21 protein-coding genes are annotated in these 19,587 nt (G+C 63.6%); 14 read left to right on the top strand and 7 right to left on the bottom strand.

Translation table 11 applies throughout. The annotated features are described in order from the left end of the window. The first annotated feature begins 6 nt into the window (after positions 1-6). The 6 genes from JGU71_RS17810 to JGU71_RS17785 all read left to right on the top strand — a co-directional run bounded on the left by JGU71_RS17810 (position 7) and on the right by JGU71_RS17785 (position 6,556). Entirely contained in the window at positions 7-1,155 is a 1,149-nt protein-coding gene (locus tag JGU71_RS17810; protein WP_199705614.1) for a GGDEF domain-containing protein, read from the top strand. Between the two features lie 69 nt (positions 1,156-1,224). Then, positions 1,225-2,817, top strand: a complete 1,593-nt coding sequence (locus JGU71_RS17805; RefSeq protein ID WP_199705613.1) for a serine hydrolase domain-containing protein — start codon at positions 1,225-1,227, stop codon at positions 2,815-2,817. A 6-nt stretch (positions 2,818-2,823) separates the two neighbouring features. Further along, positions 2,824-3,495 (top strand): response regulator transcription factor, encoded by a 672-nt coding sequence (locus JGU71_RS17800; RefSeq protein ID WP_199705612.1) that lies wholly within the window; start codon positions 2,824-2,826, stop codon positions 3,493-3,495. Next, positions 3,492-4,547, top strand: a complete 1,056-nt coding sequence (locus JGU71_RS17795) for a HAMP domain-containing sensor histidine kinase (protein ID WP_199705611.1) — start codon at positions 3,492-3,494, stop codon at positions 4,545-4,547. Before JGU71_RS17800 ends, JGU71_RS17795 begins: the two co-directional genes overlap by 4 nt. Before the next feature lie 63 nt (positions 4,548-4,610). Next, positions 4,611-5,327, top strand: a complete 717-nt coding sequence (locus JGU71_RS17790) for a YciI family protein (RefSeq protein ID WP_199705610.1) — start codon at positions 4,611-4,613, stop codon at positions 5,325-5,327. Beyond that, positions 5,324-6,556: an RNA polymerase sigma factor gene (locus JGU71_RS17785; RefSeq protein WP_199705609.1), complete on the top strand. Its 1,233-nt coding sequence runs from the start codon at positions 5,324-5,326 to the stop codon at positions 6,554-6,556. The genes JGU71_RS17790 and JGU71_RS17785 overlap by 4 nt, the downstream gene beginning before the upstream one ends. Positions 6,557-6,566: 10 nt before the next feature. On the opposite strand, the gene JGU71_RS17780 is transcribed toward JGU71_RS17785, so the two are convergent. Together JGU71_RS17780 and JGU71_RS17775 are read right to left on the bottom strand one after the other, a co-directional pair. Next, positions 6,567-7,199, bottom strand: a complete 633-nt coding sequence (locus JGU71_RS17780; RefSeq protein WP_199705608.1) for a dihydrofolate reductase family protein — start codon at positions 7,197-7,199, stop codon at positions 6,567-6,569. 36 nt (positions 7,200-7,235) lie between these two features. Continuing rightward, positions 7,236-7,526, bottom strand: coding sequence for a putative quinol monooxygenase (locus tag JGU71_RS17775; protein WP_199705607.1), 291 nt, complete (start codon positions 7,524-7,526; stop codon positions 7,236-7,238). Positions 7,527-7,602: 76 nt separating this feature from the next. Here JGU71_RS17775 and JGU71_RS17770 point away from each other — a divergent pair, with 76 nt between their 5' ends. The 5 genes from JGU71_RS17770 to JGU71_RS17755 all read left to right on the top strand — a co-directional run bounded on the left by JGU71_RS17770 (position 7,603) and on the right by JGU71_RS17755 (position 10,482). Next, a complete protein-coding gene (locus tag JGU71_RS17770) occupies positions 7,603-8,268 on the top strand; it encodes a winged helix-turn-helix transcriptional regulator (protein ID WP_199705606.1) in 666 nt (221 codons plus the stop codon). 285 nt (positions 8,269-8,553) lie between these two features. Further along, on the top strand, positions 8,554-9,090 hold the full coding sequence (locus tag JGU71_RS29925) for a hypothetical protein (protein ID WP_233529551.1): 537 nt from the start codon (positions 8,554-8,556) through the stop codon (positions 9,088-9,090). Further along, on the top strand, positions 9,032-9,676 hold the full coding sequence (locus JGU71_RS29920) for an HNH endonuclease (protein ID WP_372433197.1): 645 nt from the start codon (positions 9,032-9,034) through the stop codon (positions 9,674-9,676). The genes JGU71_RS29925 and JGU71_RS29920 overlap by 59 nt, the downstream gene beginning before the upstream one ends. Positions 9,677-9,685: 9 nt before the next feature. Beyond that, positions 9,686-10,033 (top strand): PNPOx family protein, encoded by a 348-nt coding sequence (locus JGU71_RS17760; protein WP_199705605.1) that lies wholly within the window; start codon positions 9,686-9,688, stop codon positions 10,031-10,033. Further along, the gene (locus JGU71_RS17755) at positions 10,030-10,482 is read left to right on the top strand and encodes a globin domain-containing protein (protein ID WP_199705604.1); all 453 of its coding nucleotides are present in this window, start codon (positions 10,030-10,032) and stop codon (positions 10,480-10,482) included. The genes JGU71_RS17760 and JGU71_RS17755 overlap by 4 nt, the downstream gene beginning before the upstream one ends. On the opposite strand, the gene JGU71_RS17750 is transcribed toward JGU71_RS17755, so the two are convergent. Then, positions 10,479-11,084: a TetR/AcrR family transcriptional regulator gene (locus JGU71_RS17750; protein WP_199705603.1), complete on the bottom strand. Its 606-nt coding sequence runs from the start codon at positions 11,082-11,084 to the stop codon at positions 10,479-10,481. The two genes, JGU71_RS17755 and JGU71_RS17750, sit on opposite strands and share 4 nt — an antisense overlap. 107 nt (positions 11,085-11,191) lie before the next feature. On the opposite strand from JGU71_RS17750, the gene JGU71_RS17745 reads away from it, so the two are divergent. Then, on the top strand, positions 11,192-12,049 hold the full coding sequence (locus JGU71_RS17745) for an SDR family NAD(P)-dependent oxidoreductase (RefSeq protein ID WP_307829701.1): 858 nt from the start codon (positions 11,192-11,194) through the stop codon (positions 12,047-12,049). On the opposite strand, the gene JGU71_RS17740 is transcribed toward JGU71_RS17745, so the two are convergent. Both JGU71_RS17740 and JGU71_RS17735 read right to left on the bottom strand, forming a co-directional pair. Beyond that, positions 12,043-12,420, bottom strand: coding sequence for a hemophore-related protein (locus tag JGU71_RS17740; protein WP_199705601.1), 378 nt, complete (start codon positions 12,418-12,420; stop codon positions 12,043-12,045). The two genes, JGU71_RS17745 and JGU71_RS17740, sit on opposite strands and share 7 nt — an antisense overlap. Positions 12,421-12,466: 46 nt before the next feature. Further along, a complete protein-coding gene (locus JGU71_RS17735; protein WP_199705600.1) occupies positions 12,467-13,843 on the bottom strand; it encodes a pyridoxal phosphate-dependent decarboxylase family protein in 1,377 nt (458 codons plus the stop codon). A gap of 99 nt (positions 13,844-13,942) precedes the next feature. Here JGU71_RS17735 and JGU71_RS17730 point away from each other — a divergent pair, with 99 nt between their 5' ends. Continuing rightward, positions 13,943-15,547, top strand: coding sequence for a serine hydrolase (locus JGU71_RS17730; RefSeq protein ID WP_199705599.1), 1,605 nt, complete (start codon positions 13,943-13,945; stop codon positions 15,545-15,547). Positions 15,548-15,553: 6 nt separating this feature from the next. Here JGU71_RS17730 and JGU71_RS17725 read toward each other — a convergent pair whose 3' ends face one another. Together JGU71_RS17725 and JGU71_RS17720 are read right to left on the bottom strand one after the other, a co-directional pair. Then, positions 15,554-16,744 (bottom strand): serine hydrolase domain-containing protein, encoded by a 1,191-nt coding sequence (locus tag JGU71_RS17725; protein WP_199705598.1) that lies wholly within the window; start codon positions 16,742-16,744, stop codon positions 15,554-15,556. Between the two features lie 34 nt (positions 16,745-16,778). Beyond that, positions 16,779-18,047 (bottom strand): serine hydrolase domain-containing protein, encoded by a 1,269-nt coding sequence (locus JGU71_RS17720; RefSeq protein ID WP_199705597.1) that lies wholly within the window; start codon positions 18,045-18,047, stop codon positions 16,779-16,781. A 73-nt stretch (positions 18,048-18,120) separates the two neighbouring features. Here JGU71_RS17720 and JGU71_RS17715 point away from each other — a divergent pair, with 73 nt between their 5' ends. Then, positions 18,121-19,584, top strand: a complete 1,464-nt coding sequence (locus JGU71_RS17715) for a DUF2252 domain-containing protein (protein ID WP_233529547.1) — start codon at positions 18,121-18,123, stop codon at positions 19,582-19,584. Positions 19,585-19,587: the final 3 nt, after the last annotated feature.

Raw genomic sequence — 19,587 nt, 5'->3', positions numbered from 1 at the left:
CGCGCTATGAGCCGCGAATGGCTGGTAGTGGTCAATCTCGGATCGTTCGCGATGATCGGCGTCGCGCTGGTCTTCGTTGTGCTCTGGGCGATCGACCGAAGTCGAGTGCATGCACTCCTGTTCGCGGGGATGATCGCGCTGTACTTCGCGGGAAACCTGGTGCTGTCGGTGCACGCCGACATCGCACTGCTGGCGTCGATCCACGGCATCCTCTTTCCGATCGCGTTCTTGTTACTTGTAGACGGTCTGCTGCGGCGGTCGGGTCAGCAGTTGGGGCGCACCAGCGCGATTGCCTTCGCGGTCATCCTGGCCGTCGTCGTCTGGTTCTTCGCCTACGTGACGCCACTGATGGTCGGGCGGATCATCACGCAGAACCTTGGTGGCGGCCTGCTGCTTCTCTATGCGGCGCTCAGCTTGCGTGCGTCAGCGACGCGACTCGCTGATCGCGTAACCGTCACCGCTACCACGGTATTGGGCGTCTCGCTGTTGGTGAACGTGGCGCTTGCTCCGTTCTCCGAGGTGCCGCGTGAGATCACGACCGACGCCGAACTGGACGCCTATCTCGCGTCTCCGCTGGAGATAGGCTTGATCGTTGCAAGTGCAGTCCTGCTTCCGGCGCTCCTCGTGACGCTGCTAGCGGTCACTATCGTCGACCTCGTTGCCGACCTGCGATATCAGCGCGATCGGGACGAACTCACCGGACTGCTGAACCGGCGTGGGTTCATCGAACAAGCCCACCTGACCTTGAAGCGAGCGCCGGTTTGCACGTTGATCCTGGCGGATCTCGACTTCTTCAAGGAGGTCAACGACGCCCTCGGCCACGCTGGCGGTGACCACGCGCTGGCGACCTTCGCGGGCGTACTTCGGACAGCCCCCGATGTCGGTCAGGTATCGGGGCGAATCGGTGGCGAGGAGTTCGCCGTGCTCTTGCCGGACAGCGAAGCGCGCGCGGCCATGGAGTTTGCTGAGTCGATTCGTGAACGTGTTGCAGCGACATCGATTTCGTACGGAGGTGCGACCACTTCGCTCACGGCGAGCTTCGGTATCGCAACCGTCGAGCCGCTGATGTCGTTGCCCGCCTTGATGGACGCGGCCGACCGCGCGTTGTATGCGGCGAAAGCCAAGGGACGCAACTGCACGGCAGTCAGAGATTGATCGTGCACGGCATGCGTGCACCCGGTTTCGTTTATGTCGGGTTCACAGGGTGCTCCGTACATTCGGGGCATGAATCGACGTGGAGCCGCGCTGATCATCGGCGTGACAATGCTTGTGGGGGCCTGCACGGCCGACTCCGATTCCCCTGCGTCGGTGTCGGATCGGTCGATCGAGTGTCCGGAAATTGCGGCGGGATTCGATGAATGGGCGGTGGCCGGGTTCAGCGGTACCATCGCCATCTCGACCGGCGGCAGGGAGGACTGTTCGTTCGCCTACGGCGACACGACGATCACGACGGATACGGTGTTCAGCGTCGGGTCGATCACCAAATCCTTTACTGCCGCTGCCATTTTCGCTCTCGTCGACGACGGCAAGCTATCGATCGACGATCGGGCTGGAGACCTCGTTCCCGACCTCGGTGGACCCGTCGCCGACGTCACGGTTGCCCAGCTGTTGACCCACACCAGCGGGTTGACCGGCAACCATGGCAGCGACGAACAGCCCCTCGGACGCGACGAGGCACTGGCCGCGATCAGCAACCTCGGAGTCGCTTTCGCGCCGGGCTCGGACGTGCTCTACTCCAACGCGGGCTACACATTGCTTGCGCTGATCATCGAGGAGACATCCGGGATGTCCTACCGCGACTTCATGGTCACGAGGGTCCTTCGTCTCCCGGACGGCCACGTCGCGGGCGGGTTCTGGGAGGCCGGTCCACACTGGGCGCTGGACGGCAACGGTGGGTTGGCGATGACCACCCGCGATCTGGCGTCCTGGACTCACGCACTGTTCACCGGTCAGGTGGTATCGCCGGAAGCTGTGGAACGCATCCGCACTCCCGTGTTCGACGTGGGTGACGGAACGTCCGAGACACCCGGCTGGGTTGCGTTGGACGACAAGGTGTTCGGTGAGCCCGGACTGGCCGCCGCTGGGGGAGGCGACAGCACAGGTCACAATGCAGTTGTGGTCTGGCTGCCGAGCAGTGAGCGGGTCGTCGCAATGGCGTCGAACACCGCGAAGGTGACGGCAGAGGAGCTTCTTCGGGCGGTCGGGCCTGCCTTGGTCGCGGGCGACCCACTTCCCACACCCCGTGACGACGAGGTCGCCCTCGATCCCGGCGCGCTCGATGCCGTCGTCGGCCGCTACGAGCTCGACTCGGGCGGCTCGTTCGAGGTCTCTTCGCGGGACTCTCGCTTGGTCGTCACGGCGGCCGGCCCCGACGCAGTGCCGGCATTGTTCCCGATTCCCGACGACATCGGCGCGTCGAGGATCGCCGAGCACGAGGCGGACGTGCTGGCGCTGCTGGCCGGTGCGACCGACGAAGGTCGCGACGAGCGAAAGGCATTGGAAACAGACATCGGAACGCTCGACGACGTCGAACTCGCCGGTACGCTGTTCGACGACGGCGACCTCCGCACGTACGTGACCGTCACATCGGGGAGCGAGACCGCTGTGGTCTGGTACGCCCTCGACGAGGAAGGCAGCGTCGCTGCGGTCGAGATCACCGACGGCCTGCCGTCTCGCTCGTTCGTCTCGACCACGGGCGGCTTTCGCCCCGACGATCCAAGCGCATCCGAGCCGACGATCACCTTCGACGACAACCGCATGACACTGTCGGGCCCGGATGGGGCGACAACAACCACGGCCGCCCGGTCGGCGCGCTGACCGATCATGCGGATACTGCTCGTCGAAGACGAAACCGCGCTGGCGGAGGTGGTTGCCCTCGGTCTGCGCAACGAGGCCTACGCCGTCGATGTGGTCGGCACCCTCGCCGCTGCCGACGAGCTGCTGCGGATCGTCGACTTCGACGTCGCCTGCATCGATCTCGGCCTACCCGACGGCGACGGTCTCGACTTGATTCGCCGCCTCGCGACCGACCCCGAACTGTGCAGGCCCCGCCGGATCATCGTGCTGACCGCCCGCGACGCGGTGACCGACAGAGTCGCCGGACTCGACGCCGGTGCGGACGACTATCTAGTAAAGCCGTTCGCGTTCCCGGAGCTGGTGGCCCGGCTGCGCGCTCTCGGGCGGCGCCGCGACGGGCACGGTGCCGTGCTCGAAGTAGGTGACGTAACCATGGACGTCGCTACCCATCAGGTATGGCGGGCCGGCACCGAAGTGCCACTGACGGCAAGGGAATTCGCGCTGCTTCGCTACTTCATGCACCACCCCGGTGAGGTGCTGTCGCTCGGCGACCTGCTCGAGCACGTGTGGGACGCCAACGCCGACCCGTTCACGTCGTCGCCCCGAGTCATTCTGAGTCGGCTTCGCCGCAAACTCGGCACGCCCGCACCGATCGTGACGGTCACCAATGTCGGGTATCAGTTAGTGAGCCAGGCATGAAGCGGGTGTGGGGTTCGTTGCGAGTCCAGCTTGCCGTGTTCGGATTTCTGGCCATCTATCTGCCGCTTCTGCTCGTCGTGGCGGTGTCGGTCGCCGTCGAGGCGGAGGTTGTCGTCGGTTCCGCCGTCGCCGACGAGGCCGTCAGTCAACGGTCGCCATGGCTCACGATCACAGTCATCGCGTTGGGACCGGTCGCAGCCGTGTCGGCGTGGTGGTTGGCGGGTCGAGCCGTCCGGCCCATCGACCGAATCCGCCGGGTAGCCGAAGACATCGAAGGCTCCGACCTCGCCAGGCGGATCGGCCACCGACACGGCCCGACCGAGGTGGCCGCGCTGGCCGCCGCTTTCGACGCCATGCTCGACCGCCTGCAGCAGTCCGCTGACACACAGCGTCGACTTGTCGAAGAAGCCAGCCACGAACTCCGCACCCCGCTCGCCGTGGTGATCACCACTGCCGACGTCGTGCTAGCCCACCCCGACCCCACCGTCGACGTGTATCGCGAGAACACCGAACGTATCAAGGTCGCCGCCGAGCGGATGCACGCAACCATCGACGAACTGCTCGCCGATGCCCGCAGCCGGGCCCGCACCCTCGATCGTCGACCGGCCGATCTCGCCGCGATCGTCCGCGATGTGGCCGACCAGGCACGGGAATTGGCGCAGGTCAGGGCAGTAGACGTGTCGGTGATCGGACCTGCCACGCTCGCCTGGTCGGTCGACGAAGTGACGATGCGCCGAGCGTTGGCCAATCTTGTCGACAACGCGGTGCGGTTCGCGCCCGATGACTCCACGGTCACTGTTTCCGTCGCGGCGACCGAAACCCACGCGGCCGTCACGATCACCGACCATGGCCCCGGCATTCCCGCCGCCGACCAACCCCACATTCTCGAACGCTTCTGGACCAGCAGCGACGGGGCCGGAACCGGACTCGGACTGCCGATCGCCGATCACGTCGCGCGCGCCCACGGCGGTCACCTCACCGTTGTCTCGCCAGGATCGAGCGGCGACGGCTGTGACGTCACATTGGCCGTGCCCCGAGGTAGAGAAAGCTGATCGCCGTTCGTCGCTTTGGTAGGAGGGGTTCCGAACTTCTCCAACGAGCGGAAGGATGACGTCATGCACTACCTAGCGTTGCTGTTCGGACGGGAAGACGGCGGTCCAGAGGGCGAGCCGGGATCACCTGAGTTCGACGCCGAACTGGAGCGGTACGCAGCGTTCGAGGCTGCCGCCGGTGCCGCGATCGTTGGCGGTGCCGCGCTGTATCCGTCGGAAACGGTTGTCAACGTGAGACATACAGCGGATGGACCGCTGGTCACCGACGGGCCGTTCACCGAGCAGGCTGAGGTTGTCGGTGGATTCACGGTGTTCGAGAACGAGAACCTCGACGACTGCCTCGAGCTCGTTCGCAAAATCCCCGCTGCGGCGGACGGTTTCGTCGAGGTGTGGCCGATGTCGGAGTACATGCAGGTAGCTGGGTCGCAGGCGGACTGGTGGCTCGCATTACTTCTCGAGCCGCCCGGTGACGTCGTTGCTCCCGGCACTCCGGAATGGGATGCGGGAGCGGCCGAACACATTCGGTTCGGCGAGCAGGTCGGCGACGTCATCCGCGGCGGTGGATCGCTACACCTACCCGAATCCGTGACGACGGTCCGCGTGCGGGATGGGGAAACTCTGTTCACCGATGGGCCGTTCGCGGAATCCGCGGAGGTCGCGAACGGTCTGTACATGTTCGCGGCGCCGGATCGTGCTGCCGCCGTAGCGATTGCGGTCCAGATTCCGTTGGGGGAGAGGGGTCGACTGGAGTTGCGTCAGATCGTAGACATTCAAATATGACGACGCCGGGCCCGGCCGACATCGATGCGGTCTATCGCGCCGAGTTCGGTCGGGCCGTGGCTACCGTCGCGCGGTTTGTCGGTGACGTCGACATCGCCGAGGACGCGGTGCACGAGGCGTTCGCCGATGCGTTGCGCACCTGGCCTAATCTCGGTTTGCCGTCGAACCCGGGTGCGTGGATAACCACAGCTGCCCGCAACCGGGCTCTGGATCGGCTTCGGCGTGAATCGACAAGGGCTGTAAAGGAAACCGATGCAGTTCTGCTTGCGCCGCCGAGTGAGGAGGTCGAGGTGGTGACTGTCGCGGACGACCAGTTGCGGATGATCTTCATGTGCTGCCATCCGGCGCTTTCGCCGGAGTCTCGGGTTGCGTTGACGCTTCGGCTCGTATGCGGCTTGCGGACCTCGGAGATCGCTCGAGCGTTCATGCAGCCGGAACATACTGTTGCGCAACGACTCACGCGGGCAAAGTCGAAGATCCGGCAGGCGAACATCCCGCTGCGTGTTCCGCCTGCGCACCTGCTGCCCGAACGTACTTCCAGCGTGCTCGCTTGTATCTATCTGGTGTTCACCGAAGGCTACTTCGCGACATCTGGACCGTCCGCAGTGCGAGAAGAGTTGTGCGACGAAGCGATTCGGCTCGGTAGGTTGTTCTGCGCTTTGCTGCCGGACGAGTCGGAGGCGCGCGCCTTGCTTGCCTTGATGCTGCTCAACAACAGTCGTCGAGCGCAACGAAGCGTCGACGGTGAGTTGGTGCCGCTCGAAGAGCAGGATCGCTTGCAGTGGGATCGGTCCGCTATCCGGGCCGGACTGCGTTGCCTTGTCTCGGCCGCCGCCGACGGTGCTGGGCCGTATCTTGCACAGGCGAGAATCGCGGGTGCGCACGCAATCGCTCCGACCTGGACCGAGACCAATTGGCATGCAGTCGTTTCCGGCTACGACGAGTTGTTGCGCTATTCGTCGTCGCCCGCGGTTCTCGTCAATCGTGCGGTTGCGGTGGGCTTCCGGGACGGGTTCGACGCGGGCCTTGCTGCTTTGGACGAGGTGTCGGAACATCCACGGCTGGCCGGATCGCACATCGTCGTCGCCACTCGGGCGGACCTTCTTCGCCGAGCCGGACGCCTCGAGCAGGCGCTCGGGTACTACCGCGACGCGCTGGCGACGGCGGGCACCGACCAGGTGCGCAGATTCCTTCAGCGTCGGTTGGACGAACTGTCGGCGGGCAGCTGAGTCGACGAGCCTATTTCTCGTCCATCGACGCGGCAGTGGCCGTTTCGTAACGAGGACGCCCGATTGGTCGGTACGTCTGCAGCGCAACACCGTTCGTAGTCGTCCGAGATTCGACGAGTTCGAGTGCGGTGTCGAGGCCATGCTCGGGAAACAGTCGGGTGCCTTGGCCGACGATTACCGGGCAGACGATCAGGTTGAGCTCGTCGACGAGGTCGTTGTCGAGCAACCACCGGACCAGTTTGCCGCTACCGTGGACCTGTAGCTCGCCACCGGGCTCTGCCTTCAGAGCGTCTATCGCGGCTTTCGTGTCGCCGGTGAGGACGGTCGAGTTCGCCCACTGCGGGTCGGTCAATGTCGTTGATGTGACGTACTTGGGTCGCGAATTCAGCGCTTTTGCAACAGGATTCATCTCCGGGTCCGGAACCTGACCCCAGGATCCGGCAAACAGTTCGAACGTCGTTCTGCCGAACAGGAATGCGTCGGCGCGACGATAGATCCCGTTGAGGATCGTCGTGGCTTCGTCGTCGAACATCGGCATCACCCAGCCGCCGCGTTCGAAGCCGCCCCTGCGGTCCTCGTCTGGCGCGCCGAGTCCCTGCATGACTCCGTCTACGGTAACCATCGTGGTGGTCGTGAGTTTCATTGTTGCAGTTCCCTTCTCGTTGTTGCCGGGTGTGTTTCACCCGAACAGAGGCCGCACGCTGGTGACGTCGTACTCCTCCACTGCCACCGAGAGCATCGCCTCGTCTTGATCACTGCCTGGGCCGGTTCTGCGGAAGGTATCCAGCGTCGCCTGTGAGTCCCAGCGCTCGAAAATATTGATGCGACTCGGGTCGACCAGATCGGCGCTGATGGCTACGTCGAGGCAGCCGTCCGCCTCGCGAGCCTGCTCGACTATGACCACGCACCCCGTGAGGTACGACGCACGCTGCGCAGGTTCGACGGTGATGTGTCCCGCAACGATGATCATCCGTTTGCTCCTTTTCGATCTACTTGTTTCAGACAAGCACACTTGCTTGAGTGCAGCAAGTGGGTAGGGTGAGGGGATGCGTACACGTGAGTACGGCCAGTTCTGCGGGCTTGCACGCGCGGCGGAGGTCGTCGGTCAGCGGTGGACGATCCTCGTTCTTCGCGATCTGTTCGTCGGTCCGCGGCGCTACTCCGACTTGATCGCCGGGCTACCCGGCATGCCGACCAATGTGCTTGCCAGTCGACTCAAGGAGCTGGAAGAAGACGGCCTCGTGGTCCGTGAGGTGTCGGGTCGGTCGGTGGTCTACCGGGTAACTCCGAGGGCCGACGAGCTCAGGACAGCTTTCGACGCCTTGGCTCGGTGGGGAGCGGCCGGTATGCGTGAGCCACGCGAGGGTGAGGTCGTCACCGACGCGTCGTTGGTCGGCTCGTTACGCGTTGCAGGACAGGGCGGTTCGCGTCCCCGTCGACGCGGATCGGTGACCTACGAGGTCCGGGTCGGCGCTGCCGTTGCGCACGCAAGGGTCACCACGCGGGAGATCGTGGTGCAGCCGGGTGCGCATCCGGCTCCCGACCTCGTAGTAGTCGGAGGTCCGGGCTTTCGCGATGTGCTCGCAGGAGTCCTCGGGCCCGACGCCGCTCTGCAGGTCGGGGCGGTCGAGCTGATCGGCGACGAATCCCTCTTCGCAGATTTCGTTGCCACGTTCAATGTGCCGTACAGCGAAACGCTGCCGATCGCCTGAGTAGCCAAATCCTGCGGCATCGGACCTCGGCCCGGAGTGAGGGTGCCATTGACATCGCTCTGTGGGGGCGCCGGTCGGAGTATGGCTGGTTGCCGGACTATGTGTGATTCCACTCGGAATCCGAGAGCAATCACACAGGATCTTGCCTCGAAGCGGAGGCGGACCGGATACCGCTTTATGGGCCGAGATGGCGAATGTCGATCGCACACTGAGCGACGCCGAGCAGGCCGATGTGATCCTGGTATTGGAAAAGTGAAATCAGGCTGCGCGGCACTGCAGGCACGGGTGACCAACCAATTCGCCACGCAACGACGAGCCGAACGTGCCGCACGTGGACTGTCGAAAGCGCAACAGGAGATGGGTATCCCGTCCGAAATCGGATTGGCCCGACAATGCTCACCGAACAAAGGCAGCCAACATCTCGGCTTCGCCCGCGCGCTGGTCGAGGAAATGCCGCACACCCTGCGTCAGCTCGAGACGGGTGAGCTGACCGAGTGGCGAGCCACCATCCTGGTCCGCGAAACCGCGTGCCTGAGCAAGGAAGACCGCGGCACCGTCGACCGAGAACTGTGCAGCGACCCCGCCACCCTCGCCGGCAAAGGCGACAATCAGCTCAAAGCTGCCGCGATCGCGTTGGGTGCCGAACTCGACGCCGAATCTATGGTGCGACGAGCCCGCAAAGCTGAAGCCAACCGACGTCACCTCACGGCCGGCGCCGGACACCATGGCGTATCTGACGGCGTTGCTGCCGATGAAGCAAGCCGTGACCGTGCATGCGACGTTGCTGAAGGACGCCGCAGCCGTCGTCGCGGCAGGCGATGAGCGGACCAGAAGTCAGATCATGGCCGACATCCTGGTCGAACGGGTGACCGGGCTGGCGACAGCGTCCGCAGTGCCGGTCACTGTCAACGTCGTCATCTCCGACGAAGCGCTGCTGACCAATACTCCATCCGCGGCGGATGTTCCCGGTTACGGACCGATACCCGCGGATCTGGTCAAGCAGTGGCTGCACGACTCCGCTGCGATGGTCGAGTTGCGTCGGCTTTATGCGAATCCGACGACGGGGGCGTTGACCGCGATGGAATCGACGTCGCGGTGCTTCCGGAAAGGGTTGCTGCGGATGACCCGGTTCCGTGACCGGATCTGCCGCACCCCGTGGTGTGATGCGCGGATCAAGCATGGTGATCACGTCGAATCGGCGGAATCGGGTGGTGCGACGACGCTGCACAACTCCGCCGGCCTGTGCGAAGCCTGCAACTACGCCAAGGAAGCCGACGGCCAGCAGCCCGGCCAACTGCACAGCTACACCATCACCACCCCGACCGGGCATCAGCTCCGATCGACAGCGCCGCCGCTACCGCTGCCGTTCCCGCTGCGAGACCAGAGTTCCGACATCGCCGCCGCCTAGTCTGGACGTATGAATACGTTCCACAGGGTCGCTGAACTGACCAACAAGGTTGTGGTCGCGGTGCTGGACCTGCCCGTAATCGGCGAGCTTGCGGGTAAGTCGATGGCCGTCATCACCTACACGGGGCGCAAGTCCGGCAAAACGTTCAGTCTTCCCGTGGGGTACACCCAAAAAGGGAACGTACTGAGCATCGGCGTCGCGTTCCCGGACAAGAAGAACTGGTGGCGCAACTTCCAACACGACGGTGACAAACTGGCGGTCGCACTACACGGAGTCGACCGCACAGGACACGCCGTCAGTCGCCGCAACGACAAGGGCCAGGTGTCGGTCCGGGTGACGCTGGACGCGACCAGTTGAGCCTGTACGACGCCGCTGGTGGATCGGACGGATTGCTCGCCCTCGCCCACGCCTGGCACGTCCGAGTGGTGGCCGACGACGTGGTGGGCCATGCGTTCAGCCATGGCTTTCATCCCGACCACACAGCTCGACTGGCCGCCTACTGGGCGGAGGCACTCGGCGGGCCTGCGACGTACTCGCAGGATTTCGGCGACGAAACCGCCGTCGTGCGAATGCACAGCGGCAACGGCCCCCACGACGAGATGGACCGCCGCGCAATCGAATGTTTCGACTTGGCTCTACGCGACATCGGGATAGTCGAAGGCACACGTGTGCATCGAACGCTTCTCGACTATTTCGCTTGGGCGACAACAACTACGATGGCGCGCTACCACCGATCGGCGGACGACGTGCCGGGCGGACTACGCATACCGCACTGGTCGTGGGACGGCCTCGCGGCCGACGATTAGCGAGCGCGAATGCCGTCGAGAACCGAATCGACGATCCTGTTTGTGTAGGTCGAGTTCAACGGTCCGCTCCGCTGCAGCCAACGGTTCAACAACGGCCCCCAGATCAGATCGATGGCGATATCGAGGTCTACTGCCGGTGACAGTTGGCCCGCGTCCTGAGCTGCTTGCAGTCGGCGCCTTTTGACCTCTCGCATCGGTGTCTCCAGCCATTCCTCGTACTGCGCGGCCAGGGCTTCGTCGTTCGATATCGCGGTGTTGAGAGCCCGCATCGGGACGTCGTACAGCGGGTCGTTCAGCTCGTCGACCGTTGCTGCGAGAACAGCTTTCAGGTCGGATTCGATGTCGCCGGTATCGGGAAGCGCGGCCAGTTCGGCGCCGTTCTCGTTCATCGCGACGAACGAATCGAACAACACCGCACCTTTCGACGGCCACCACCGATAGATGGTTTGCTTGCCCACTCCCGCGCGGGCGGCGATTGCTTCGATGGTCATTTTCTCGTAGCCGACCTCGCGAACGAGTTCGGTCGCCGATTCCAAGATTGCCAGCCGTGACCGTTCGCTTCGCCGTCGCGCGTCCGCAGATCGACCGTCCGTCACCTTCATGCCCAAAAATCTACACGAAACGAGACGGTCCGTCTTGACAGTTGGGCGTCGAGAGGTGCATGCTGACAGCGCGAGACGAGACGACCCGTCTCGCAGAGGAGGTAGTTGTGACTGTGCAGCGTTCGTGGTTGATCACCGGGGGTTCTCGCGGCCTCGGTCGCGCGTTCGTTTCGGCTGCGCTCGACGCGGGGGACCGCGTGGCCGTGTTTGCTCGCTCGACTGTGGAACTTCGTGAACGTGCCAATTCGACGGGTAGCGCACTCGTTGTTTTCGACGTCGACGTGACGGACCGCCAAGCCGTCATTGGTGCAGTAGCCAAGGCGCACAACGAATTAGGCCGTTTCGACGTCGTCGTCAACAACGCGGGCAACATCTCGATGGGCATGGTCGAAGAGTTCACCGAAGCGCAAGCCCGAGCGCAGTTCGAAACGAACTTCTTCGGCGCACTCTGGGTGAGTCAGGCCGTCCTGCCCTACCTGCGGGCCCAACACAGCGGCCACATCATCCAGATATCGAGCATCGGAGCGTTGGCGAGCGCGCCGACCACCGGCCTGTACAGCGCGAGCAAAGCCGCGCTGGCAGCCATGAGCGATTCGTTGGCTCTCGAAGTCGCAGCTTTCGGAATTGCTGTCACAGTCGTCGAGCCCGGCGGGTATTGGACGAACCTCTACCAGTCGATGACATCGACGGACCCGATGCAGACCTACGATCCGGTTCGCGACGCGATCACGCAGCAGTGGGACGGCGAATCCGTCGACAGCGCACCAGAATTGGCTGCATCGGCAGTGCTGAAATTGGTGAATGCCGAAGATCCACCGCGGCGACTCCTTCTCGGCGGGACCGCATTCGACGCAGCGGCGATGATCGCCGAAAGTCGACGGGCGGAATACAACTTGTGGGAAGTCGTCAGTCGTGCAGCGGAGTCTGCGATCCCGGAACCGCAGACTCCGGGCCTAGGTCAGTAGCTACTGCAGCTGTCGGCGATCGACTGAATCACAGGGCGCGCCTGCTCGGCTTCCAAGCTGTTTGCAAGCTGCTCGGCCCGACCGCTCATCCCCGGATTTGCGGCCAGGTAGGCGTCGATCGCCATCCGCCGCTGATCGACGGGCAGGTCGAAGAGCACGGCGAGCTGCGCCTTCTGCTCCGGCATCTGGTCGAGTTGTGCCGCGACTTCCGGCGCCCGGTCGTGCAGTGCCGCATCGATCTGGCCGAAGTTGCAGGTCGAGTCCAGTAGCGGATCGAAGATGTCTGTCGGAACAGCGGAGGCCGTCGTGGGCGCAAACAGCAACACTCCGCCGGCCATCGCTCCGATCAACGTCGTTTTGAGTGATTTCATACCTTCGGATTGACCGAGATCGACTTCGGTAAACGTCGCAAACCACTCAAATCTGCCCCGCGGCCCTCGCGATGGCATCGGCCGAGCGGTCGATATCGGCGTCCGTTGTCGCCCAATTCGACACCGATATTCGCAATACGTACTCGTTGTTCCAGGTGGTACCGCCGAGCCAGCAGGTGCCATCGCGCTGGATGGCGGCCACAGCTGCTCGGTTCGCGTCGTCTCCTCCGGGTAGTCGCACGAGCACTTGATTGAGGACGACGTCGTTAAGGACGTCCGCGCCCGGCAACCGAGCCAAGCGATCTGCCATTCGACGAGCTTGCGCGCAGTTTCGCGAGATCAGGTCGGCGACGCCCGCACGGCCGAGTGATCGGATCGCTGCGTACACCGGGACCGCACGAGCACGTCGCGAACTTTCAGGTACGTAGTTCGTGTTGTTGCGCTGACCGGGATCGACAACGAGATACGGCCCCGCGAGGCCCATGGCGGCGACATGAGCGTCGGGATCGGCAACGATTGCCATTGCCCCGTCGTACGGAACGTTCAACCATTTGTGCGCGTCGACAGCCCAGGAGTCCGCTCGTTCGACGCCGCGCGTCAGATGACTCGTCGACGGCGAGGCAGCGGCCCATAAGCCGAAGGCGCCATCGACGTGCAGCCACGCATCGTGAGCGGCACAGGCGTCGGCTATTCGAGCGAAGGAGTCGAAAGCGCCCGTTGCCACGTTCCCGGCTTGCGCGCATACGATCGCCGGACCCTCCCCTCCGGCCAGAGCAGCGCTGAGCGCGTCGGGTTCCATTCGTCCCTGATCATCGGTGGCAATGCGCACCGCGGTGTCGGCGCCGAGCCCGAGCAGCCGCAGAGCCGTGTAGATGGTGGCGTGCGCTTGCTCGCCGCACATGATCCGAATCGAAGGCGCGCCCATCAGCCCGTGCTTACCGACGTCCCACCCTGTTCTTGCAAGGACTGCATGGCGCGCGGCGGCCAGGCAGGTGGTGTTGGCGCCTTGGCCACCGGTGACGAAGCCGACGCTCGACGTATCGGGTAGTCCGAGCAAGTCGAGCAACCACGCAGAGGTGATCTCTTCGATTGCGGCCGCAGCGGGGGAGAGAGCATGGAACGCAGCGCACTGATCCCACGCGGAGACGACCCAGTCCGCGGCCAACGCTGCGGGGAGCGCACCGCCGATGACGAAGCCGAAATGTCGGGGACCGGAACTCGCGACAAGACCTGGATCGGCACCGGCAACAAGCGCGTCGATGACAGTCGCGGGGTCTTCGCCGTGTTCGGGGAGCGGCCCGCCGAGAACGTCGCGAACACCGGCGGCGTCCACCCGGGCGGCAACGGGGCGCTCGTCGAGCTGGTCGAGGAATGCCCGCGCATGCGCGGCGGCAGTGGCGAGTCCTGCTGTGCGATCACCCATAACCAAACAGTAGAACGACCTGCGGAATCGCATGTGCCGGAAACGTTGCGGAGCTACGATTTTCTGCAGACGGGGGACCTCAGACAGCAGGGAGTTCCGATGAAACGCTCAGCATCGAGGCGCCGTGTGCGCACAGCAGGTGCGGTCCTCACCGCCGCCGTTCTCGCTGTCGGTTGTTCGTCCGGATCGTCGGGATCATCGGACGAATTCTCACTCGACACCCCGACCTCTATCGGTGAATCGCCGAGTGTGATTGCCGGCGTTGCCTTTCCCGAAGACAGTGTGAACCGGGCTGTGGCCAAACTCGACGATCTCGCCGAGCAGGTGATGAGCAATTCCGGTATTCCGGGTATGGCCATCGCTGTTGTGCATGGCGGAAAGGTGCTCTACGCCAAAGGTTTCGGTGTCCGAGACATAGAGAAAGGCGACAAGGTCGACGCGGACACCGTCTTTCAGGTCGCGTCGGTCTCGAAGTCGGTGTCGGCAACCGTTGTTGCCAGCGAGGTCACCAAGGGCGACGTCTCGTGGGATTCCAAGGTCAAGGAGTTGATGCCCAACTTCTCCCTCGCTGATCCCTGGGTCTCGGACAATGTGACCGTCGGCGACGGCTTCTCCCACCGCACAGGGCTTCCCGGTGCGGCCGGTGACAAGCTGGAGGATCTCGGCTTCGACCGTCAGTACATCCTCGACCACCTGCGGATGCACCAGCTGAACCCCTTCCGGATCACGTACAACTACGCCAACTACGGCCTCACCATGGGCGCAGAGGCTGTCGCGACGAAGGCAGGAAAGGAGTGGGCGGATCTGGCCGAAGACGCCATCTACAAACCGCTCGGCCTCGACTCGACGAGTTCACGGCACTCCGACTTCCTCACCAGGAGCAACCGCGCGACGCTGCACCAGAAGGTCGACGGTCGGTTTGTACACGACCTCGACCGTGACGCTGATCCGCAATCTCCCGCGGGTGGCGTCAGCTCATCGGTGAACGATCTGGCCAAATGGCTGCTGATGGTTCTCGGAAACGGCACCTACGAAGGCAAGCAGATCTACTCGCCCGAATCGTTCCTGCCCGCAATCTCGCCGCAGGTTGTCTCCCACCCACCGTCGACGCCCGAATCACGAGCGTCCTTCTACGGTTACGGCTACAACGTCAACACGTCGGCTGCAGGTCGGACGGGCTTCAATCACTCCGGTGCGTTCCTGTCCGGCGCGGCGACGAACATCCTGGCCCTACCGTCGGCCGACGTCGCCATCGTGACCCTCACGAACGCGTGGCCGATCGGAGTTCCTGAGATCGTGAACGAAAGCTTCTCCGATCTCGTGCAATTCGGTTCGATCACGGAGGACTTCACCGCCCTGTTTACCAAGGTGCTCGGGCCGATTACCGTGCCGGACGGTTCGCTGGTCGGAAAGTCCGCTCCAACCAACCCCGCTCCCGCCAAACCGCTTTCGGAGTACGCAGGCACCTACGCCAACGACTACTACGGACCCGCGACGATCTCGGAGAAAGACGGTGCCCTCGTCCTCGGACTTGGCCCGGCAGGTCAAACCTTCCCACTGAAGCATTGGGACGGCGATACCTTCACCTTCACGCTGCTCACCGAAAACGCCGCGCCGGGAACGATTTCGAAGGCCACCTTCGACGGGGGTCGGCTCAATCTCGAGTACTACGACGCCGAGAAGATGGGGACGTTCGTGCGTTAGATCGGGTCAGGCCGGCGGGCGGTTGGGCACAAGCATCGTTGCGATCTCCGTGCCCGCCGGCATCGCGTTGTTGGTGTTCGGATCGGGAGTGTTCTGCCCGAGGGTGACATAAACGATGACCAGGGTCTTCGTCTCGGAGTCGTGGAACACCGCTCCGTGATACCCGCCGTACGAGGGATTCGAAATGATCCAGGCGTTGTCGTGTAGGACGCCGTAAGCGAAGAATTTGTCCTTCGTGAACGGTCCGATTCCAGCGGTGGACGGACCCAGCATGGCCGTGGACTGTTCTTTCGACAGCAGCGTGCCGTCGGTCAGCGCACGCATCCAGGTTGCGACATCCGCCACGGTGGTGTTCATGTTGCCGCTGTGTAGAAATGCCGTCGGATTCCAGAAGGTGGAGTCTTCGAACATGCCACGCTCGTTTGTGTAGCCGTGCAGGATCGGCCCGCTCATCTGCGAATTCAGCACTGGGTGCGTGTCTTTCATCTGCAGTGGGTCAAGGATGCGCGTCTGGAGCAACTCACCCAACGTCTTGCCGGTCGCCTTCTGCAAGACCTCGCCGAGCAGGACAAGATCGCTGTGCGCGTACGCCCAACTCTTGCCCGGCTCGAAGAGCGGTGGTCGAGCGTTCGCCAGTGCGATCAATTCCGCAGCTGTGAACCCTTTGATCGGATTGGCGTAGAACTGCTTCAGGAAGTCGGGATTGGTCACGTAGTCCGACACCCCGGACGTGCTGTCGGCCAGCATCTTCGGCGTGATCTGGTCGGCCCTCGGGAAGTCCGGCAGCCACTTCGAGATCGGCTCGTCCTGCTTCAACACGCCCTCGCCGTCGAGTTGTAACAGGACGGTCGAGAGCATCGGCTCCATCGGTTGCCCGATCCGCAGTTGCATGTCCGGCGCCGTCGGCACGCCTACCGGAGATTGCCCGGCCGCCCCGACAGCGACGACTTCGTCACCACGCCAGACGCCGTAGACAGCCCCGGTCAGGTCGAGTGCCTTCATCTGCTTGTCGATGATGTCGACGACCTGCTGCCCGTCCGGGCCGAGCTCCGGCGCGACAGTGGTCGTGGCTGTCGCACTTTCGTCGGACGCGGAATCGGATTCGTTGCTTCCGCAGGAGGTGAGCGAAAGCGCGATGGCGACGGCGAACGCCGCGGCGGCATTGCGGCGCAAGCGATTACGGTTGGAGATGATCAAGGAGTGTCCTCGGGTCGGCTGTTGTGTCAGCTTGTCAGTTCGCTGGTTTTATCGGCGGAGCGTCGTCGGGAGCGAGGTAGGCGCCTATCTTGCGAAACAGAGCGTCGCCGCCGTTCGAATAGCCGCCGTCCGCGGAGAAGGCCTGCTCTTTGTAGGTGACGGCGACAGCGATGGCAATCTTCTGCGAGGGCAGGTAGGCGTTGACCGCCGCGTAGCCGAAGAACAGCGGATTCTGGTACAGCCAGTCGCCGGTGATCCACAGGCCGAGTCCGTAGGTCTGGAAGTCGTCCAACGGACGGCAGTTGACGCAACCGGGAATGGCGGTCGTCTTGCCGCGCAGGTCGGTCGACGTCATCAGTTTGTACGACTCGGGTGACAGCAGTTTGCCCGTTCCGATGGCAACCGCACTGGTTTCGAGGTCGTAGATATTGCTCGTCTGGATGGCTCCCTGGCTGATGGTCCACGAGGGGTTCCAGCCCGTCGACTCCTCGTAGAAGGAGGTGCCTTCGGGGATGTTGAAGTAGCCGCGGCGTTCGGAACTGAAGGCGTGCAATGCAGGTGCCGGAATCTCGGCCAGCAGCGACGGTTTGGTGTTCTTCAAGCCGAGCGGGTCGAGGACCTTCTCTTGCAACGCCTCCTCGAGCGTCTTTCCTGTCACCTTCGCAATGACGAGTCCGAGGATGACGTAGTTGGTGTGCGCGTAGTCCCAGTTGGTTCCGGGCTCGTACCACAGGGGCTTGTTGATCGCGAGCGCAAGCTGTTCCTCTGTCGTCCACGCCTTGAACGGATCGGCGAGGGCCATCTTTGCAAATTCTTCGTTGCCGATCACGAAGTCCTGATAGCCCGACGTCATCTGAGCCAACTGGTGCAGGGTCACTCGGTCGGCATTGGGAAGGTCGGGCAGGTACTTCGACAGCTTGTCTTCGAGGGCGACCTTCTTCTCGTCGACAAGCTGCAACAGCAGCGTCGAAACGTAAGAGATTGCCACCGCTCCGTTGCGGAAGTGCATGTCGGTCGTGGCGGGAACGCCCGTCATCGACTCGCCCTCCGCGGCTGTGACGATCTCCTTGCCGTCGACGGTCACGCGGTAGATGACGGCCTTCAGGTGGGCCTCTTCCATGTAGTCGCGGACGATCTTCGTAATCGCCTCGGCCTTCGCGGGATCCGAAGACTCGATTGTCGTGGCAGCGGCGCCAGCCGACTGCGAGTCCGTTTCCGAACCCGAAGAGCTTTCATTCGATGTGCACGCCGCCAAGAGCCCGATTGCGCATGCAAACACCAAGACGTTCCTAGATATCGACATAAATGATTCTCGCGCCTGAAATGTGAATTTTTCAGGGCTTTCCCATTATTTCTCTGTAGCGCACTATTGGCAGATGAACATCGACGAGGTCCAAGGCTTGGAAACTGTTGGTACCGAGCCGGATCCTCGTATCGGCGGCCACGTCGTGGTAACCACCGCCGATGGCAACGACTACGCGTCGCTGCGGCGTCGCGCGGTACCGCGGGAAGAGCGTTACCTGCTCGGAAAAACGATGCGTAAACGAACACCGCGATCGGCACTCGGAGAATGGCGAACCGAAAACGATCGGCCGAATGTTCTTGCGTCGATAAAGGAATCCCATATGGGAAGAATCGATTCTCTGGTTCCCGTGCGGGTCGGGCGAATGGTTGCCTCGCCGTACGGCTTTCTTCGTGGCTCGGCGATCGTAATGGCCCACGACCTGGCAGCACTGCCCGCGACAGGGATTCGGCCGGTGATCTGTGGCGACGCGCACCTCGGCAACTTCGGTTTCTACGCGTCGCCCGAGCGGGACCTCGTGCTCGACCTCAACGACTTCGACGAGGCCCATCCCGGCGGCTGGGAGTGGGACGTGCGTCGGCTCACCGCAAGCATCTGGATCGCAGGTAGGCAGAACTCGGCAACCGAAGAGGAGTGCGCGAGCGCCGTCGAATCCTGTGTTGCCATGTATCGCAAGCACATTCGTTGGCTCGCCGGACAACCGCTCCTGACGCGGTCGTTCGAACGGCTCGACCGCGATCGCCTCCAGACGACGGCGTCGGACACGTCGCTACGGCACGAGATCGAGCGGTCGGCGCGGCGCGCGCGGCGGCGGGTCAGCGATCGCGCGCTGCCACGGTTCACCGAACAGGACGCAGGTGGTCGCAGAATCGTCACCGAGCCGCCGCTGATCACTCGGTTGGACACTGCCGAAGCCGACAGTCTTGCCGTCGGTCTGGACGAATACCTCGCGACGTTGCCGAGTCACTGGCGCCGGGTACTGAGCGGCTACACCCTCGTCGATGTCGCGCACAAGGTCGTCGGGGTCGGCAGTGTCGGCCTGCGCGCGTACGTCGCACTGTGCGAGGGCAGTAGCCCCGACGACGTCGTCTTCCTCCAACTCAAACAGGCAAGACGCTCGGTGGTAGCGCCGTTCGTGCACGGTGAATCCGCGTGGCACGACCACCAGGGTCGACGCGTTGTCGAGTATCAGCAGGCCTTGCAGACGGTCAGTGACCCGCTGCTCGGTTGGACCACGGTCGACGGTCGCCAGTACTACGTACGTCAGTTCCGGAACATGAAGGGCGCCATCGCAATAGACCACCTGACGCCGGCTGCCCTGACCGACTACGCCGGAATCTGCGGTCGGCTGCTCGCAAAAGGACACGCACGAACGAGCGGGGCGTCCATGATCGCCGGATATGTCGGCGGGTCCGACAAACTCGAGGTTGCGCTGCGCCGCTTCGCCCGCGCCTACGCCGACCAGACCGAGATCGATCACGGCCTCATGGTCGACGCTGTCAGGCGCGGTGAGTTGCCGTGCGAGCCGATCGATTAGGTA

The organism is Antrihabitans stalagmiti, assembly GCF_016482825.1.
In the GTDB taxonomy this organism is placed as follows: Bacteria; Actinomycetota; Actinomycetes; order Mycobacteriales; family Mycobacteriaceae; genus Antrihabitans; species Antrihabitans stalagmiti.
This window is presented reverse-complemented; position numbering and strand designations above follow the sequence as displayed.

Coding starts and splice junctions, on each gene's coding strand:
- JGU71_RS17785 (WP_199705609.1), top strand. CDS start 5,324: ATGACGACGCCGGGCCCGGCCGACATCGATGCGGTCTATCGCGCCGAG.
- JGU71_RS17750 (WP_199705603.1), bottom strand. CDS start 11,084: ATGAAGGTGACGGACGGTCGATCTGCGGACGCGCGACGGCGAAGCGAA.
- JGU71_RS17720 (WP_199705597.1), bottom strand. CDS start 18,047: ATGTCGATATCTAGGAACGTCTTGGTGTTTGCATGCGCAATCGGGCTC.
- JGU71_RS17740 (WP_199705601.1), bottom strand. CDS start 12,420: ATGAAATCACTCAAAACGACGTTGATCGGAGCGATGGCCGGCGGAGTG.
- JGU71_RS17760 (WP_199705605.1), top strand. CDS start 9,686: ATGAATACGTTCCACAGGGTCGCTGAACTGACCAACAAGGTTGTGGTC.
- JGU71_RS17795 (WP_199705611.1), top strand. CDS start 3,492: ATGAAGCGGGTGTGGGGTTCGTTGCGAGTCCAGCTTGCCGTGTTCGGA.
- JGU71_RS17735 (WP_199705600.1), bottom strand. CDS start 13,843: ATGGGTGATCGCACAGCAGGACTCGCCACTGCCGCCGCGCATGCGCGG.
- JGU71_RS17800 (WP_199705612.1), top strand. CDS start 2,824: ATGCGGATACTGCTCGTCGAAGACGAAACCGCGCTGGCGGAGGTGGTT.
- JGU71_RS17790 (WP_199705610.1), top strand. CDS start 4,611: ATGCACTACCTAGCGTTGCTGTTCGGACGGGAAGACGGCGGTCCAGAG.
- JGU71_RS17780 (WP_199705608.1), bottom strand. CDS start 7,199: ATGAAACTCACGACCACCACGATGGTTACCGTAGACGGAGTCATGCAG.
- JGU71_RS17805 (WP_199705613.1), top strand. CDS start 1,225: ATGAATCGACGTGGAGCCGCGCTGATCATCGGCGTGACAATGCTTGTG.
- JGU71_RS17730 (WP_199705599.1), top strand. CDS start 13,943: ATGAAACGCTCAGCATCGAGGCGCCGTGTGCGCACAGCAGGTGCGGTC.
- JGU71_RS17810 (WP_199705614.1), top strand. CDS start 7: ATGAGCCGCGAATGGCTGGTAGTGGTCAATCTCGGATCGTTCGCGATG.
- JGU71_RS17770 (WP_199705606.1), top strand. CDS start 7,603: ATGCGTACACGTGAGTACGGCCAGTTCTGCGGGCTTGCACGCGCGGCG.
- JGU71_RS17715 (WP_233529547.1), top strand. CDS start 18,121: ATGAACATCGACGAGGTCCAAGGCTTGGAAACTGTTGGTACCGAGCCG.
- JGU71_RS17775 (WP_199705607.1), bottom strand. CDS start 7,526: ATGATCATCGTTGCGGGACACATCACCGTCGAACCTGCGCAGCGTGCG.